This window comes from Sphingobium psychrophilum, assembly GCF_012927105.1.
In the GTDB taxonomy this organism is placed as follows: Bacteria; Pseudomonadota; Alphaproteobacteria; order Sphingomonadales; family Sphingomonadaceae; genus Sphingobium; species Sphingobium psychrophilum.
On record NZ_JABBFV010000008.1, the window covers coordinates 81,804 to 96,942 of the forward strand.

17 protein-coding genes and 1 tRNA gene are annotated in these 15,139 nt (G+C 63.7%); 14 read left to right on the top strand and 4 right to left on the bottom strand.

Annotation, left to right across the window (positions count from 1 at the left end; translation table 11 throughout):
• Positions 1-14: 14 nt before the first annotated feature.
• Positions 15-1,613, bottom strand: a complete 1,599-nt coding sequence (secD, locus tag HHL08_RS12815) for a protein translocase subunit SecD (protein ID WP_169573551.1) — start codon at positions 1,611-1,613, stop codon at positions 15-17.
• 8 nt (positions 1,614-1,621) lie between these two features.
• Positions 1,622-1,957 (bottom strand): preprotein translocase subunit YajC, encoded by a 336-nt coding sequence (gene yajC, locus HHL08_RS12820; RefSeq protein ID WP_169573552.1) that lies wholly within the window; start codon positions 1,955-1,957, stop codon positions 1,622-1,624.
• 185 nt (positions 1,958-2,142) lie between these two features.
• Here yajC and HHL08_RS12825 point away from each other — a divergent pair.
• From HHL08_RS12825 to HHL08_RS12845, 5 genes are all read left to right on the top strand, one after another.
• Positions 2,143-2,219 (top strand) — tRNA-Pro (locus HHL08_RS12825).
• Positions 2,220-2,382: 163 nt separating this feature from the next.
• Positions 2,383-2,880: an ImmA/IrrE family metallo-endopeptidase gene (locus tag HHL08_RS12830; protein WP_169573553.1), complete on the top strand. Its 498-nt coding sequence runs from the start codon at positions 2,383-2,385 to the stop codon at positions 2,878-2,880.
• A complete protein-coding gene (locus HHL08_RS12835) occupies positions 2,873-3,280 on the top strand; it encodes a hypothetical protein (RefSeq protein WP_169573554.1) in 408 nt (135 codons plus the stop codon). Before HHL08_RS12830 ends, HHL08_RS12835 begins: the two co-directional genes overlap by 8 nt.
• A gap of 89 nt (positions 3,281-3,369) precedes the next feature.
• A complete protein-coding gene (locus tag HHL08_RS12840; RefSeq protein WP_169573555.1) occupies positions 3,370-3,909 on the top strand; it encodes a glycoside hydrolase family 108 protein in 540 nt (179 codons plus the stop codon).
• Positions 3,910-3,920: 11 nt separating this feature from the next.
• The gene (locus tag HHL08_RS12845; protein ID WP_169573556.1) at positions 3,921-4,190 is read left to right on the top strand and encodes a 3TM-type holin; all 270 of its coding nucleotides are present in this window, start codon (positions 3,921-3,923) and stop codon (positions 4,188-4,190) included.
• Between the two features lie 455 nt (positions 4,191-4,645).
• Here the strand turns inward: HHL08_RS12845 and HHL08_RS12850 are convergent, their stop codons facing one another.
• Entirely contained in the window at positions 4,646-5,227 is a 582-nt protein-coding gene (locus HHL08_RS12850) for a hypothetical protein (RefSeq protein ID WP_169573557.1), read from the bottom strand.
• A gap of 279 nt (positions 5,228-5,506) precedes the next feature.
• Between HHL08_RS12850 and rpsM the strand changes: the two genes are divergently transcribed.
• From rpsM to HHL08_RS12875, 5 genes are all read left to right on the top strand, one after another.
• Positions 5,507-5,875 (top strand): 30S ribosomal protein S13, encoded by a 369-nt coding sequence (rpsM, locus tag HHL08_RS12855; RefSeq protein WP_169573558.1) that lies wholly within the window; start codon positions 5,507-5,509, stop codon positions 5,873-5,875.
• Between the two features lie 76 nt (positions 5,876-5,951).
• Complete coding sequence (gene rpsK / locus HHL08_RS12860; protein ID WP_169573559.1) at positions 5,952-6,341, top strand: 30S ribosomal protein S11; 390 nt, start codon at positions 5,952-5,954, stop codon at positions 6,339-6,341.
• 118 nt (positions 6,342-6,459) lie between these two features.
• Positions 6,460-7,521, top strand: coding sequence for a DNA-directed RNA polymerase subunit alpha (locus HHL08_RS12865; protein ID WP_169573560.1), 1,062 nt, complete (start codon positions 6,460-6,462; stop codon positions 7,519-7,521).
• Positions 7,522-7,737: 216 nt separating this feature from the next.
• Entirely contained in the window at positions 7,738-8,160 is a 423-nt protein-coding gene (gene rplQ / locus HHL08_RS12870; RefSeq protein WP_169573561.1) for a 50S ribosomal protein L17, read from the top strand.
• Positions 8,161-8,261: 101 nt separating this feature from the next.
• Positions 8,262-10,469: a prolyl oligopeptidase family serine peptidase gene (locus HHL08_RS12875; protein ID WP_169573562.1), complete on the top strand. Its 2,208-nt coding sequence runs from the start codon at positions 8,262-8,264 to the stop codon at positions 10,467-10,469.
• 15 nt (positions 10,470-10,484) lie between these two features.
• On the opposite strand, the gene HHL08_RS12880 is transcribed toward HHL08_RS12875, so the two are convergent.
• On the bottom strand, positions 10,485-10,811 hold the full coding sequence (locus HHL08_RS12880; RefSeq protein ID WP_169573563.1) for a hypothetical protein: 327 nt from the start codon (positions 10,809-10,811) through the stop codon (positions 10,485-10,487).
• Positions 10,812-10,919: 108 nt separating this feature from the next.
• Here HHL08_RS12880 and HHL08_RS12885 point away from each other — a divergent pair, with 108 nt between their 5' ends.
• The 4 genes from HHL08_RS12885 to guaA are packed head-to-tail and all read left to right on the top strand — an operon-like array spanning position 10,920 to position 15,099.
• A complete protein-coding gene (locus HHL08_RS12885) occupies positions 10,920-11,531 on the top strand; it encodes a hypothetical protein (protein ID WP_206377868.1) in 612 nt (203 codons plus the stop codon).
• Positions 11,532-11,574: 43 nt separating this feature from the next.
• Positions 11,575-12,216: a YoaK family protein gene (locus HHL08_RS12890; protein ID WP_169573564.1), complete on the top strand. Its 642-nt coding sequence runs from the start codon at positions 11,575-11,577 to the stop codon at positions 12,214-12,216.
• A gap of 26 nt (positions 12,217-12,242) precedes the next feature.
• Positions 12,243-13,496 (top strand): TCR/Tet family MFS transporter, encoded by a 1,254-nt coding sequence (locus HHL08_RS12895; protein ID WP_169573565.1) that lies wholly within the window; start codon positions 12,243-12,245, stop codon positions 13,494-13,496.
• A 43-nt stretch (positions 13,497-13,539) separates the two neighbouring features.
• Positions 13,540-15,099, top strand: coding sequence for a glutamine-hydrolyzing GMP synthase (guaA, locus tag HHL08_RS12900; RefSeq protein ID WP_169573566.1), 1,560 nt, complete (start codon positions 13,540-13,542; stop codon positions 15,097-15,099).
• Positions 15,100-15,139 lie beyond the last annotated feature (40 nt).

Genomic DNA, 15,139 nt, shown 5'->3' on the forward strand with positions numbered 1-15,139 from the left:
TCCTCCCGCCCCTCTTAAATGTGAATGTCGGTCGGACGGGTGCGGCGCACCCAGTTCGCGACGACCATGCGGGTGAAGGTGACGGCGGTGAACACGCTGGTCGCAATGCCGATCAGCAGCACGATGGCGAAGCCCTTGACCGGCCCCGACCCCAGCGCCAGCATGATACCGCCGGCAATAGCGTGGGTCACGTTCGCTTCGAAGATCGTGCGGCTGGCTTCCTTATAGCCATGCTCGATCGCCGCCACGACATTGCGCCCCCGTCGCCGTTCCTCGCGGATACGCTCGTAGATCAGCACGTTGGCGTCGACCGCGGTGCCGATGGTCAGCACGAAGCCGGCGATGCCCGGCAGCGTCAGCGTCGCGCCCAATATGCCCATGACGCCCAAAATGACCGCCACGTTAATGGCGACCGCCAGGTTGGCATACATGCCGAACCGGCCATAGCTGACGAACATGAACACCGCGACCGCGACCACCGCGACGACCGATGCGATCAGGCCCGCCCGGATCGAATCCGCGCCCAGCCCCGGTCCCACGGTACGCTCTTCCACCACCACGAAGTTCACCGGCAGCTTGCCCGATCGCAGCGCGATGGCAAGCTGGTTGGCGCTTTCGACGGTGAAGCTGCCGCTCACCTGCGCGCTGCCGCCCAGGATCGGTTCGTTGATATTGGGCGCCGACAGCACCTTGCCGTCCAATATGATCGCGAAGGGGCGGTTGACGTTCTGCGACGTCACCTGCCCGAACTTGCGGCCACCTGAACTGTTGAATCGGATGTTGACGATTGCCTGGTTGCTCTGGTCGTAACCCTGGGTCGCGTCGGTCAAATCTTCGCCCGACACCATTACCTGACGCTTGACCGCGATGAACGGAACGCCCGACGGGTTGTTGACGTAAGGCAGCACTTCGCTGCCCACCGGCGCACGGCCCTGCGCCACTTCGGACGGGTTGGCGGTCGTGTCGACCAGCTTGAATTCCAGCTTGGCGGTCTGGCCCAGCAGGGCCTTCAACGCCTTGGGATCTTGCAGCCCCGGCACCTGCACGACGATACGATTGTCGCCCTGCTGCTGGATCGTCGGCTCGCGCGTGCCCATTTCGTCGATCCGGCGACGGATGACTTCGGTCGACACCTCCATCGCGCTCTTGATCGCATTCTTGATGCCCGCATCGGTCGGCGTGATGACGATCGTGGAGCTGTTGACCACCTCGACATTGAAATCACGCTGGCCGGTCAGGCCCGCCCCCTGCGTCAGCGGCCGGATGCGCTCGACGGCAGCATCGACCTGCGCGGGGTCGCGCACCATGAAGCTGAGCTTGCCGTCGCGGCCTGAAATATCGCCGATCGCGATACGGGGATCGCCGCGACGCAATTCGGTGCGGACCTGCTCCTCCATGTTGGTCAGGCGCTGCTTGGCCACATCCTGCGTCGATGCTTCGAGCAGCAGATGGCTGCCGCCCGACAGGTCGAGGCCCAGATTGACGCGCGTCTGCATGAAACGCGGCAGCTGCGCCACGGTCGCGTCCGGCAGGAAGCTGGGAATCGCGCACAGCACGCCGATCGCCAGAGGCAGGATGATCGCAAAGACCGCCCAGCGCGAGAAGTTCAGCATGAAGGCGCTCAGTCGTTCGCGGGCTTGGCGGCGGTCGGATCGATCACCTCGGTCAGGGTCGACTTGACCGCCTTGACCTTCAGGCCCGGCGCCAGTTCGATATCGGCGTAAATCTCGTCCACGCGCATGACCTTGCCGACCAGGCCGCCACCGGTGATGACCTGATCGCCCTTCTTCACGGCGTCGATCTTGGCCTTGTGCGCCTTCATCTTCTTTTGCTGCGGACGGATCAGCAGGAAATAGAAGACGACGAAGATCAGGACCAGCGGCGCCATCTGCACCAGGATTCCGGCACCGGAGGCTTGCCCGCCCGCGGTCTGGGCAAAGGCTGGGGTAATGAACATGGGTGGGACTGCCTTATTCTCTGTCGGTCGCGCACGCCCTCTCGGCGTCCACGGATCAAGCGCGGGCGGCTAACACAGATGGGGGCGCAGAGGCAATATGATTAGGGATTCGAACGGTCGGCGCAAAGAGATGCGATTGAGCGCTTGCAACTTCCCATTTGTGCTTATATTGGGCGCCCTCCGGTCGGGACGTAGCGCAGCCTGGTAGCGCATCACACTGGGGGTGTGGGGGTCGGAGGTTCGAATCCTCTCGTCCCGACCAAGGAAAACCGCCGCCGACTGCCAAGCGCAGGGCGGCTTTTCTTGTTTTACGGGCGGCACACCCCCACTTGGTGGGATGGCAATCGACAAGCTTGCGCAATTTGGAACCTTGCCAGCAATTGGCGATTCTGACATTCTTCACTAAGAGTACGGGGAGATCCGAAATGTCGGCATTGCAAGACTTGGTCCGCCCCCGTTATATCGATGCAATTCGCAAGGCTAACGAGCTAGCTAAACCATTTTCGACGCCCCCGATTCCTGTCCATGAAATCGCGGAAAGTAACGGCGTAGACGTGGTTTTTGTCCGCTTTGGTGACGCCGCCGACAAGGTGGCGGGGTTCTGCGATTTTCGCACTGGAAAGCTGTATGTTAACGCGGAAGATCCGCTGAATAGGCAGACTTTTACGATCGCTCACGAGTTGGGCCATTGGATGCTACATCGCGACCTGTTCCATGGCGATCCAGCTAAATATACGGTATTGCCAAGGTTCCAGAAGCCCAGCCGAACCGACCCTTTTGAACAAGAGGCGAATGTATTTGCTGCGAATCTGCTTGTTCCGTCACATTTGTTGAGATCCGTCAGGCACGCGCCGGTCGCCCAACTGGCATCCATCTTTGGCGTTTCTCGGCAAATGATGGAAAATCGTCTTAAACATGCGTGAAGGCGGCAACGACTATAAAGATGACATTGACCTTCCAAGTCAGGAAGATCTTTTACGCTATGTCAATCAGGTATCTCCGCCGGATTACCAACAAATTGACTACGAATCGGACTATCAATCAGAGTTTCGTTCGTCTTCTGTTCGAGCGCAGGAAGACTTCGAGCATCTGCTAGGCGTGGCGTCTCACTACCGACATAAAGGCCTTTGGTCTTATTTCTTGATGCTCGTCATGGCAGGCTTGATTAGCTTCCAATGTTTTTTGCTCACTCAGGTAGGCTTCGGATACTGGGATTTCACCAAGTATGACTGGCTACTGCCGTTATTATTGGTTCAAAATTTTGCCCAAATTATCGGGCTCGCGGTGTTTGTCGTGAAGGCCCTGTTCAAACCGATAAGGTAGGGCACGCCACACCGCTCCACATTTTCCCCCTGTCCTACAACGAACCATATGGGATAAATGATTCGCCTCATTCCACTTAGGAGGCGCATATGGACATTCACGACCTGATCGACGAGGTCATCGCCCGCGAAGGCGGTTACAGCCACCACCCCGCCGATCGCGGCGGCCCGACTAATATGGGCATCACCTTGGACGTCGCCTGCGCCAATGGCTATGCCGGCGACATGAAGGCAATGCCGCGCAGCGTGGCCGAGGGCATCTACCGCCGCCTTTATTGGGACCGGCCGGGCTATGCCTTTATCGCCGAAATGAGCGGACCGATCGCCGCCGAACTGTTCGACACGGGCGTCAATATGGGCGTCGCGACTGCGACCGGCTTCCTCCAGCGGTCGCTCAACGCGCTCAATCGCAACCAGCAGGATTATCCCGATATCAAGGTGGACCGGGCGATCGGCGCGCGAACGCTCGCGGCCTTACGCGCCTTCCGCTCCCTGCGCGGCGCGGCTGGCGATAAGGTGCTGCTCAAAGCGATGGAGGCGATGCAGGGCGAGCGCTATGTCGCCCTGGCCGAACAGCGCCCGGCCAACGAAGCCTTTCTCTACGGCTGGCTCGCCAACCGAATCGGTTAAAGGAGGCGAACATGCAGCAGGAATCCGAACCCGACTCGATCGATCCGTGGGTCAGGCGCGCCCGCCCGGCCTTTCTCTATATCATGTACGCGCTGCTGCTCTGGTCGGTGCCGATGGGCCTGATCGCGGGCATCCATCCGGCCACGGCGGCGGCGATTACCGCCGGCATGCGCGCCTATCTGGGCGCTCTGCCCGAACCGCTCTATGCGCTCTTTGGCACCGGCTATCTGGGCTACACCGCCGCGCGCGCCTGGGGCAAGGCGAAGGGGCTGGAACGCTGACCGGCCAAGGATCAACCCGGCCCATGCCCCACCCTGCAATAAGATATAGACCACGCAAAGCATGAGAGGGGCCGTCGGGATAAAACCCGACGGCCCATCATGTGCATGGTCAGCGGCCGGAAGCACCGCCCAAGGAAAACGAATTATCGCGCTATCGCCCGCACAGAGACATGGCCTGTCTGTTGGCGCTCACAGTCTCTGATGGAGGGATCGACGCTAAGGCGTCGCTCAGCGGCGCGTTTCCCGAATGGACTGAACCGACCCCAATGCTGAACCATGAGACATCGGATCACCTCCTTTCGCTAGTTGAAGCCCGCGTGACCGACTTCGATGTAACCTCTGACCGGCCACGAGACAGACTTTGAATCAGACGCAGGGCATGATCAAGCCTTGTAATTTTCTTTTTTCGAATCATACTTGCCCGTCCGCGTTTCGGACCGAACCGCCCGCGCCGCCTATCCCCGGCAATCCTCGATCACGCGCGATATCTCGGCCCAGGCCGGAACGATCAGCATCGGTTGCCCCGCCGCCTCCACCGCAATCTTGCCACGGCTATAGGCCAGTTGGTCGAGTCCCGTGTCGGACGCGGCGCGGAAGGCGACCAGTTGCCCCGCCGCCCCGGCCGACACCGTCGCCGGCCAACTCGCCGCGCCATAGCTGGTCCGCACGATCAGCGCGCCCTGCCCAGTCCCGGCTCCAGCCCCTGCCATACCCCCGGCCCGCGCCAGACTGACCCGGCGGCTGGCCCGGTCACACCGCAGCGTCAGTTGCGCGTCGGCGACGCCGGACCCGAACGCCGCGGAAGACCCTGCCGCCTCGGCGCGGTAGCGCCAGCTACCCGGGGCGACCGGCCGATATTGCCATTCCTTCGCCACCGGCGAAGGCTGTGCCTGTGGCACTGGCGCCGGTGCAGCCGGGGCCGGGCGTGCAGGCGCGGGTGCGGGCTGCGCCACCGGCCGCTGCGCGGCGGGGCCGACGCAGGAACCGAGCAGGATCAAAAACGGCGCAAGCGCGGTGAAGGACGGAAGGATACGCATAGCCTTCCATGCCGGACGCTTGGCCCCCGCTCAACCCGAAAAGGGTCGAGCCGCCAACCCGCTGCGTCCGACCGCACGGCAATTGACAGTTTTCCGCCGAATCGCTAAAGGCCCCCTTCCCCTGAACGTGGCGAGCGGCGGTGCTTTTGGCACTGGCCGTCTTTTTTGCGTATTTGGGTTATGTAATTGGCCGTTTTTCCTGGCCAGGGAAAATCGGCTCGGACGCTTTGAGATAGGGACGACTCCGGTCGGCCCTGTGGAGCAGGAGACACTATTACCATGGCACGTATTGCGGGTGTTAACATCCCGACCAACAAGCGCGTGATCATCGCGCTGACCTACATTCACGGCATCGGTCGCAAGACCGCCGTCGACATCGCCGACAAGCTGGGCATCGATCACAGCCGCCGCGTGCAGGACCTGTCCGACGCCGAAGTGTTGCAGATCCGTGAAACCATCGACGCCGGCCTGTCCGTCGAGGGCGACCTGCGTCGCGAAACCGCGATGAACATCAAGCGCCTGATGGATCTGGCCTGCTATCGCGGCCTGCGTCATCGCAAGGGCCTGCCGGTCCGCGGCCAGCGCACGCACACCAATGCGCGCACCCGCAAGGGCAAGGCAAAGGCGATCGCTGGCAAGAAGAAGTAATCGTTGAGGGTCACGCACGTCGCATGACCCTCCGGCGACTTCTGCTTTTGAACGATTTCAGTAGGATTAGAGCAACATGGCACGCGAACCCCAGCGCATTAAGCGCCGCGAACGCAAAAATATCTCGGCCGGCGTGGCCCACGTCAACGCCAGCTTCAACAATACCATGGTGACCATCACCGACGCGCAGGGTAACACGATTTCGTGGTCCTCGGCCGGCATGATGGGCTTCAAGGGCAGCCGCAAGTCGACCCCATACGCCGCGCAGGTGTGCGCCGAAGATGCGGGTCGCAAGGCATCCGAACATGGCGTGCGCACCCTGGAAGTCGAAGTCAAAGGCCCCGGTTCGGGCCGTGAATCGGCCCTGCGCGCGTTGCAGGCCGTCGGCTTCCACATCACCTCCATCCGCGACGTGACGCCGATCCCGCACAATGGCGTGCGTCCGTCCAAGCGTCGCCGCGTCTAACAGCGGCTGAGCGATATGCGGGCGGCGGACGCGCCGCCCGTTTCCCGTCTACATCGGCCGCAACGTCCTGTCGGGTCCAGGATGATAAGCGTTTCGGCCACATCCCCAGGGGAATTACATGACTGTCAACATGAAGAACTGGCAGGAATTGAAGAAGCCCAACGCCCTCGAAATCAAGCCGACCAGCGACGGCAAGCGGAAAGCGACCTTCGTCGCCGAACCGCTTGAGCGCGGTTTCGGTCTGACGCTCGGCAATGCGTTGCGGCGGGTTCTTCTTTCCTCGCTCCAGGGCGCGGCGGTCACCTCGATCAAGATCGAGAACGTCCTGCATGAATTCTCGTCGCTCGCGGGCGTTCGCGAAGACGTGACCGACATCGTCCTCAACATCAAGCAGGTCGCCCTGCGCATGGAAGGCGACGGGCCAAAGCGCCTTCAGCTCTCCGCCACCGGCCCGGCCGTGGTGAAGGCTGGCGATATCAGCGTCGTGGGCGACATCGAAGTGATGAACCCCGATCTGATCATCTGCCATCTGGATCAGGGCGCGACGCTCAACATGGAACTGACGGCTGACATCGGCAAGGGCTATGTCCCTGCCGTCGCCAACCGCCCGGCGGACGCACCGATCGGCCTCATTCCGATCGACGCGCTCTACTCGCCGGTCCGTCAGGTCGCCTACAAGGTGGACAACACCCGCGTCGGCCAGGAACTGGACTATGACAAGCTGTCGCTGACCATCGAAACCGATGGCACCGTCACGCCGGAAGACGCGGTGGCCTATGCCGCCCGTATCCTGCAGGACCAGCTTCAGCTGTTCGTCCACTTCGAAGACGCGCTGCCCGCCGCCGCCCCTGCTGCGGGTCACACCGCCGCTGCGGCTTCGGAAGGCGAAAGCGACACCAACCAGATCAACCGCTATCTTCTCAAGAAGGTGGACGAACTGGAACTGTCGGTCCGCTCGGCCAACTGCCTCAAGAACGACAACATCATCTATATCGGCGATCTGGTCCAAAAGACCGAAGCCGAGATGCTGCGTACCCCCAATTTCGGCCGCAAGTCGCTGAACGAAATCAAGGAAGTGCTGTCGTCCATGGGCCTGCGCCTGGGCATGGACATCCCCGGCTGGCCGCCGGAAAATATCGAGGAAATGGCCAAGAAGCTCGAACAAGAGCTGCTGGGCTGATCCTCCCCACTTCTGGGGAGGGGAACCGCGCCCGAAGGGCGTGGTGGAGGGGGTTCGCCTCCGGGCGCGGCGTTCAGCCGACAGCCCCCTCCACCACCACTTTGCGGCGGTCCCCCTCCCCGTTCCGGGGAGGAAACGGGGTTATTGGGCGGTCCCCTGAAAACCGCCTGGTCTGGGATACCTTGCACGGTCCCTTAACGAACGAAGGAATGCAATATGCGTCATAGAATGGGTCAGCGTAGGCTGCAACGCGCCACCGGTCACCGTAATGCGCTGCTGCGCAACCTGGCCGCCTCGCTCATCAAGCATGAGCAGATCATGACCGGCGCGGTCAAGGCGAAGGCCCTGCGTCCCTATGTCGAAAAGCTGATCACCCTCGCCAAGAAGGGTGGCCTGTCCAACCGTCGTCTGGCCGACGCCCGCCTGAAGGACGATGCCCAGCTGATCAAGCTGTTCGAAATCCTGGCCGAGCGTTACAAGGATCGCAACGGCGGCTATACCCGCGTGATCAAGGCCGGTTTCCGCGCGTCTGACGCGGCGCCGATGGCGATCATCGAACTGGTCGACCGCGACGTCAGCGCCAAGGGTCAGGACAGCGGTCCGGTCTTCAGCGCAGACGACGAGCTGGAAGAAGCCTGATCCGACCAGTCCCGAATTAAGGGACTGGCGCTTTACCAACAGGCCGTGGCTCTCTAGGAGCCACGGCCTGTTGTCGTTTGGAAAAGAATCGAAAAGAGAGGATGCGCGCCGCTGCCCTGATCCTGCTGCCGCTGTTGCTGGCGGCTATGCTGGCGCCGCTGCCCGCCTTGGCGGCACCGGAGGGCGCGGCCCCGGAAGCCGCGGCCATCGACGCGGGCGGGCGCACGGCGTCCGACGCGCTGCGCTATCCGATCGCCAAACGGCTGGACCTGATCGAGGATCATTTCGGCGTGAAGGTCGCCGACCCCTATCGCTGGCTCGAAAACGACCTGCGCGCCGACCCCGCGGTGCGCGACTGGGTGGGCCAGGAAAACGCCCTCACCCGCCGCTATCTCGACGATCTGCCGGGCCGCGAAGCGCTCAAGGGCCGGATGCAGGCGCTGCTCTCGCACGGCCGCTTCACCGTCCCGCGCAAGGCAGGCGGACGCTACTTCTACGGCTATAACAAGGGGCTGGAAAACCAGACCCCGCTCTATGTCCGCGAAGGGCTGACGGGCGCGCAACGGCTGCTGCTCGACCCCAATGACTGGACGAAGGACGGCGCGAGCGCGCTGGCGGAATGGACCCCCGCCCCCGACGGCCGCACCCTCGCCTTCGCGGTGCAGGAGGCGGGCAGCGACTGGCGCACGCTCAAGCTGCTCGACGTCGATACCGGCAAAGTGCTGGACGACCGGGTCGACTGGGTGAAATTCTCGCAAATCGCCTGGGATGGACTGGCCGAGGGTTTTTTCTACTCCCGCTTCGCCGCGCCGCAGGAGGGCCAAGCCTTCCGCTCCGCCAGCCAGGACCAGCAACTCTATTATCACCGCATCGGCACGGCCCAGGCGCAGGACCAGCTGATCTACGCCACGCCCGATCGGCCCGCGCTCAGCCATCAGGCGCAGGTGACCGGCGATGGCCGCTGGCTGGTCATCAGCTCCTTCCAGGGGATCGATCCCCGCCGCGAACTCCATGTCGCCGAACTCACCGGCGGCCCGATCAAGCCCCGCCTGCTGGTCAATGGACCGGCGCAGGACTGGCGCCTGATCGGCAGCAAGGGCACGACCCTCTTCTTCCTGACCGACGATCGTGCCCCCCATATGCGGGTGGTAACGCTGGACGCCACGCGTCCGCGCCGGGGGCCACGGGAAGTGGTGCCCGAACGGCCCGAAACGCTGGCGGGCGGATCGCTGGTCGGCAACCGCATGATCCTCGCTTATATGAGCGACGCGCAGACCGTGGCCGAACTGGTCGAACTGGACGGGCGCAAGGTGACCGACGTGCCGCTACCGGGCTTTGGCACCGCGGCGGGCTTTGGCGGGCGGGAGGGCGACCCTGAAACCTTTTTCAGCTTCTCCGGCTTCGTCACCCCGTCCAGCATCTACCGCTTCGACACGGCCAGCCTGCAAAGCCAGATCTTCGCCCAGCCCGACCTCCCCTTCGACCCCACTGATTTCGGTATCGAACAGCGCCTCTACCCGTCGAAGGACGGCACGCTGATCCCGATGACGATCCTCCGCAAAAAGGCGCTGGCCGACCGCGCGATCGCCGCCCCGACCATCCTCTACGGCTATGGCGGCTTCAATATCAGCCTGACGCCCGGCTATTCGGCCACGCGCATGGCCTGGCTGGAACAGGGCGGCGCCTATGCCATCGCCAATCTGCGTGGCGGCGGCGAATATGGGAAGGCGTGGCACGATGCCGGGCGCGGCGCGAACAAGCAGAATGTCTTCGACGATTTCATCGCGGCGGCGCAATATCTCAAGGCCAACGGCTTCACCCCGCCCGGTGGCCTCGCGATCGAGGGGCGATCCAATGGCGGATTGCTGGTGGGCGCGGTGGTCAACCAGCGCCCCGACCTCTTCGCCGCCGCGCTGCCCGCCGTCGGCGTCATGGACATGCTGCGCTTCGACCGCTTCACCGCCGGCCGCTACTGGATCGACGATTATGGATCGCCCGACAAGGCAGCCGATTTCCCGCTGCTCTACGGCTATTCGCCCTATCACAACATATTGGGCGGTAAGGATTACCCCGCCATCCTTGTGACCACCGCCGACACCGACGACCGCGTCGTCCCCGCCCACAGCTTCAAATATGCCGCCGCGCTCCAGGCTGCCGACCTGGGCGCCCGCCCCCGCCTGCTCCGCGTCGAAAACCGTGCCGGCCATGGCTCAGGCAAGCCGGTCGACAAGTTGATCGACGAATATGCCGACAGCTACAGCTTCGCGGCCTATTTCACCGGCCTGAAGATCAAGGCGAAACCGGAATAGACGTTGTGAGGCCCGTCAATCGGGCGCAAGCACGGCAAGGATCGTTCCATGTCCAACGACCTGCGCGCCTTCTTGAATCAACCACTCGCGTCCCGGCTGTATGAGATCATTTATTTCCGGCCATATCCACATGATGATATCCCGTTCTATCGTTTCACCCGGAGCAATTTCTTCTCCTTCGGCAAGGTCAATTGCGCCTACGCACATCCGGCTGTTGTCTGGGCCGCGGAAATTGTGATTGGGCCGATAACTGCTTTCCCCGCGCAACGGCGTGCGACGGCCCCCTTCCGCAGATGTGAGCAAATATATGCTTGCCTGGATCAGAATGGCATCGTCGGACATGCCATCATGCTAAGACAAGCCTAGCATCTCGACAAGCAGTCTCTCCCTGTTCAGCCCTCCGACAGCCTGCCTTCATTATACCGCCACTCATCGCATGGAGACGCAGGCATGATCGGGACCAAGACACGCTGGATGACCGGGGCGCTGGTAAGCGCAGGGCTGCTGATCGGCAGCGTGACCGCCGCCGAGGCGCGCCCGCGCTACGGCTATGACCGCGGCTGGAATGGCGGTGGCCATGGCGGCTGGAACCGGCATCATCGCCGGGGCGACGGCTTCGGTCTGGGCGACGCGATCGGCGTCGCCGCGATCGTCGGCGCGGTGGCGATCGTCGCCTCGTCCATGAACAAGAACAAAAAGATCCGCGATCCGAACACCGGCGGCGAATATGACGCGCCGCCCCCCAGCACCGGCACCGACGTCCGCAACGACGTGCCGCGCGACGACGCCGACTTTTCCGATATCGCCACGCAGGACGCCGGCATGACCGATACTTGCGCGCTCGCCGCCCGCGACGAAGCGCAGCAGCGCGAAGGCGGCTATGCCGAAGTCCGCCACATGGAAACGCCCCTCGCCACCGCCGACGGCTATAATATCGACGGCTATGTCGAAACCCGCACCAGCTATCGCGCCAATGACGGCATCTCGCGCCGCTTCACCTGCGCCATGAAAAACGGCCGCGTCGCAGAGGTCTATCTCAGCCGCGACATCGCAGCCCGCTAAGAAAATAAAGACGGGCGAGTGCTGCGCGCTCTAGGGATAGCCCATGCGCAGCCAGCCCCTTTCCCACCATATGCTTGCCTTTGGCCTGGCCGCGCTGGCCGGCATGGTCGATGCGCTCGGCCTGCTGAGACTAGGCGGGCTGTTCGTATCCTTCATGAGCGGCAATTCGACCCGCATGGCCGTGGGCGTCGCGACCGGCTCCGCGGTAGCGGCCACGGCTGCTGGCCTCATCGCCGCCTTCCTGGCCGGGGTCGTCGCGGGCGCGCTTTTGGCGCGACGGGCGGGCCGCTGGCGCAAGCAGGTGGTGCTGGCGCTGGTCCTGGTCCTGCTGATCATGGCGGCGCTGCTTGCGGATCGGCATGGCGACCTGCTCACCCTGCCGATGGCGGCGGCGATGGGCGCGGTCAACAATGTCTTCCAGCGCGACGGCGAAGTCAGCATCGGCGTGACCTACATGACCGGCGCCCTCGTCAAGATGGGACAGTCGATCGCCGCCGCCCTGGCCGGCGGGCCACGCTGGGGATGGCTGCTATGGCTGATGCTGTGGCTCAGCCTGATTGCGGGCGCGATCGTCGGCACCGTCCTGTTCGGCGCCATCGGCCTTGACGCCTTGTGGGTCGCCTGCGCCTGGTCGTTGCTGCTGCTGGGATGGAGCCTGCGCCTGGGACCGTTGCCCTTGGCATAAGCGCCGCGCGCGGATAGGCCGTTGCCATGACCGCCCCGCCCGCTTCCCCCCGTCGCACCGCCGCGATCGCCTTCATCCTCATCACGGCGCTGCTCGACGTCATGTCGATGGGCATCGTCATCCCGGTCCTGCCGCAACTGATCGAAACCCTGTCCGGCTCCGACGCGGCGGCCGGCATGTGGAACGGCCTGTTCGTCGCGCTCTGGGCGGGGATGCAGTTCATCTGCTCGCCCCTGATCGGCTCGCTGTCCGACCGCTTCGGCCGCCGCCCGGTGATCCTCATCTCGGTCGCGGGGCTGGCGCTCGACTATGTGCTGATGGCGCTGGCCCCCAATCTCTGGTGGCTGGCATTGGGCCGCATCCTGGCGGGCGTCACCTCGTCCAGCTTCACCTCCACCTTCGCCTATATGGCCGACATCACCCCGCCACAGGATCGCGCCAGGGGCTATGGCCTGATCGGCGCAGCCTTCAGCGCAGGCTTCGTCGCCGGGCCGCTGATCGGCGGCCTGCTGGGCGAAATTTCGGTGCGTGCGCCCTTCTGGGCCGCTGCCGCCTTGTCCGCCCTCGCCTTCGTCTACGGCTTCTTCGTCCTGCCCGAATCTCTGGCCCCGGCAAAGCGCATGGCCTTCAGCTGGCGCCGCGCCAACCCCTTCGGCGCGCTCAAACTGCTCCGCTCGCACCCGGAACTCTCCAGCCTCGCCTTCGGCAATTTCCTCCTCTATTTCGCCCACCATATCTTCTCCGCTATCTTCGTCCTCTATGCCGGCGACCGCTATGGCTGGGGCGCGTGGCAGGTGGGCGGGCTGCTGGCGCTGGTCGGTCTGATGGACATGGGGGTGCAGGGACTGCTGGTCGGTCCCGTGGTGAAACGGCTGGGCGACCGCACCACCATGGTCGTGGGCCTCTGCTTCGGCGCGATCGGCATTGCGTCCATGGGTCTGGCATCGACCGGCTGGCTGTTCATCGCCGCCATGCTCCCCAATGCGCTCTGGGGCCTGGCCATGCCGACGATCCAGTCGCTGATGACCCGCCACGTCTCCGAATCCGAACAGGGCCAGTTGCAGGGTGCGAACAACAGCGTCGGCGCGATCGCCGGCATCATCTCGCCGCTCTTCTTCGGCGCCATCTATTCGCTGTCGGTCGGCCCCCGGCCGACCCTGCCTTTCATCGGCAGCGCCTTCCTGATCGCCGCCGCCGTGCTGGCCTTCGCCGCGCTGATCGGCTGGCGCGCCGGCCAGCAGTTCAAGCCGCAACTGGACATATCGGGGCCGGGCGACTAACCGGGCGCGAATCCCTTCCACCGCTCGACATAAAGGCGATTCGATGACGCTGCCCCTTCAGGATTCCATCCTTATCGTGGACTTCGGCAGCCAGGTGACCCAGCTCATCGCCCGGCGCGTCCGCGAAGCCGGCGTCTATTCCGAAATCGCTCCCTTCAATACCGCCGCAGAGGCGTTCGCACGGATGCAGCCCAAGGGCGTCATCCTGTCGGGCGGCCCCTCCTCGGTGATGTGGGAAGACAGCCCCCGCGCGCCCCACGCCCTCTTCGACGCCGGCATTCCCATCCTGGGCATATGCTACGGCCAGCAGACGATGATGCAGCAGCTCGGCGGCAATGTCGAAGGCGGCGAGAGCGGCGAATTTGGCCGCGCCTTCATCGAAGTGAAGAAGGGCTGCGCCCTGTTCGACGGCCTATGGAGCGAAGGCGAAAAGCATCAGGTGTGGATGAGCCATGGCGACAAGGTCACGACCCTTGCCCCCGGCTTCGAAGTCGTCGCCACCAGCGAAGGCGCGCCCTATGCCGTCACCGCGAACGAGGCCAAGCGCTTCTACGCCACCCAATTCCATCCCGAAGTCGTCCACACCCCCGACGGCGGCAAGCTGCTCGCCAATTTCGTCCGCCATGTCTGCGGCCTCGCCGGCGACTGGACCATGGCCGAATTTCGCGCGACCAAGATCGCCGAAATCCGCGCGCAGGTCGGTTCCGGCCGCGTCATCTGCGGCCTGTCCGGCGGCGTCGACAGCGCGGTCGCCGCGGTCCTGATCCACGAAGCGATCGGCGATCAGCTGACCTGCGTCTTCGTCGACCATGGCCTGATGCGCCTGGGCGAAGCCGAACAGGTGGTCAGCCTGTTCCGCGAACATTATGGCATCAAACTGGTGCATGTGAATGCCGAGGAACGCTTCCTCGGCGGCCTCGCCGGCCTCACCGACCCGGAAAAGAAGCGCAAGTTCATCGGCGGCGAATTTATCAAGGTTTTCGAGGAAGAAGCCGCGAAGATCGGCGGCGCCGACTATCTGGCGCAGGGCACCCTCTATCCCGACGTCATCGAATCGGTCAGCTTCACCGGCGGGCCTTCGGTGACGATCAAGTCGCACCATAATGTCGGCGGCCTGCCCGACCGCATGAACATGAAGCTGGTCGAACCCTTGCGCGAACTGTTCAAGGACGAAGTGCGCGTGCTGGGCAAGGAACTCGGCCTGCCCGACATCTTCGTCGGCCGTCACCCCTTCCCTGGCCCTGGCCTTGCCATCCGCATCCCCGGCGAAGTGACCAAGGAACGCTGCGACATCCTGCGCAAGGCGGACTTCATCTATCTGGAGGAAATCCGCAACGCAGGCCTCTACGACGCGATCTGGCAGGCGTTCGCCGTGCTGCTCCCGGTCCGCACCGTGGGCGTCATGGGCGATCTGCGCACCTATGACAGCGTCTGCGCCGTGCGCGCCGTGACCTCGACCGACGGCATGACCGCCGACATCTACCCCTTCGACGCCGCCTTTTTGAGCCGCGTCGCGACCCGCATCATCAACGAGGTCAAGGGCATCAACCGCGTGGTCTATGACTATACCAGCAAGCCGCCGGGCACGATCGAGTGGGAGTAAATCGGATAAAATGGCCGTCCGGGGGACGGCCATCCGATTT

Bases quoted from the DNA above. Each gene is read 5' to 3' on its own strand.
- secD (WP_169573551.1), bottom strand. From the start codon at position 1,613: ATGCTGAACTTCTCGCGCTGGGCGGTCTTTGCGATCATCCTGCCTCTG.
- yajC (WP_169573552.1), bottom strand. From the start codon at position 1,957: ATGTTCATTACCCCAGCCTTTGCCCAGACCGCGGGCGGGCAAGCCTCC.
- HHL08_RS12830 (WP_169573553.1), top strand. From the start codon at position 2,383: ATGTCGGCATTGCAAGACTTGGTCCGCCCCCGTTATATCGATGCAATT.
- HHL08_RS12835 (WP_169573554.1), top strand. From the start codon at position 2,873: ATGCGTGAAGGCGGCAACGACTATAAAGATGACATTGACCTTCCAAGT.
- HHL08_RS12840 (WP_169573555.1), top strand. From the start codon at position 3,370: ATGGACATTCACGACCTGATCGACGAGGTCATCGCCCGCGAAGGCGGT.
- HHL08_RS12845 (WP_169573556.1), top strand. From the start codon at position 3,921: ATGCAGCAGGAATCCGAACCCGACTCGATCGATCCGTGGGTCAGGCGC.
- HHL08_RS12850 (WP_169573557.1), bottom strand. From the start codon at position 5,227: ATGCGTATCCTTCCGTCCTTCACCGCGCTTGCGCCGTTTTTGATCCTG.
- rpsM (WP_169573558.1), top strand. From the start codon at position 5,507: ATGGCACGTATTGCGGGTGTTAACATCCCGACCAACAAGCGCGTGATC.
- rpsK (WP_169573559.1), top strand. From the start codon at position 5,952: ATGGCACGCGAACCCCAGCGCATTAAGCGCCGCGAACGCAAAAATATC.
- HHL08_RS12865 (WP_169573560.1), top strand. From the start codon at position 6,460: ATGACTGTCAACATGAAGAACTGGCAGGAATTGAAGAAGCCCAACGCC.
- rplQ (WP_169573561.1), top strand. From the start codon at position 7,738: ATGCGTCATAGAATGGGTCAGCGTAGGCTGCAACGCGCCACCGGTCAC.
- HHL08_RS12875 (WP_169573562.1), top strand. From the start codon at position 8,262: ATGCGCGCCGCTGCCCTGATCCTGCTGCCGCTGTTGCTGGCGGCTATG.
- HHL08_RS12880 (WP_169573563.1), bottom strand. From the start codon at position 10,811: ATGTCCGACGATGCCATTCTGATCCAGGCAAGCATATATTTGCTCACA.
- HHL08_RS12885 (WP_206377868.1), top strand. From the start codon at position 10,920: ATGATCGGGACCAAGACACGCTGGATGACCGGGGCGCTGGTAAGCGCA.
- HHL08_RS12890 (WP_169573564.1), top strand. From the start codon at position 11,575: ATGCGCAGCCAGCCCCTTTCCCACCATATGCTTGCCTTTGGCCTGGCC.
- HHL08_RS12895 (WP_169573565.1), top strand. From the start codon at position 12,243: ATGACCGCCCCGCCCGCTTCCCCCCGTCGCACCGCCGCGATCGCCTTC.
- guaA (WP_169573566.1), top strand. From the start codon at position 13,540: ATGACGCTGCCCCTTCAGGATTCCATCCTTATCGTGGACTTCGGCAGC.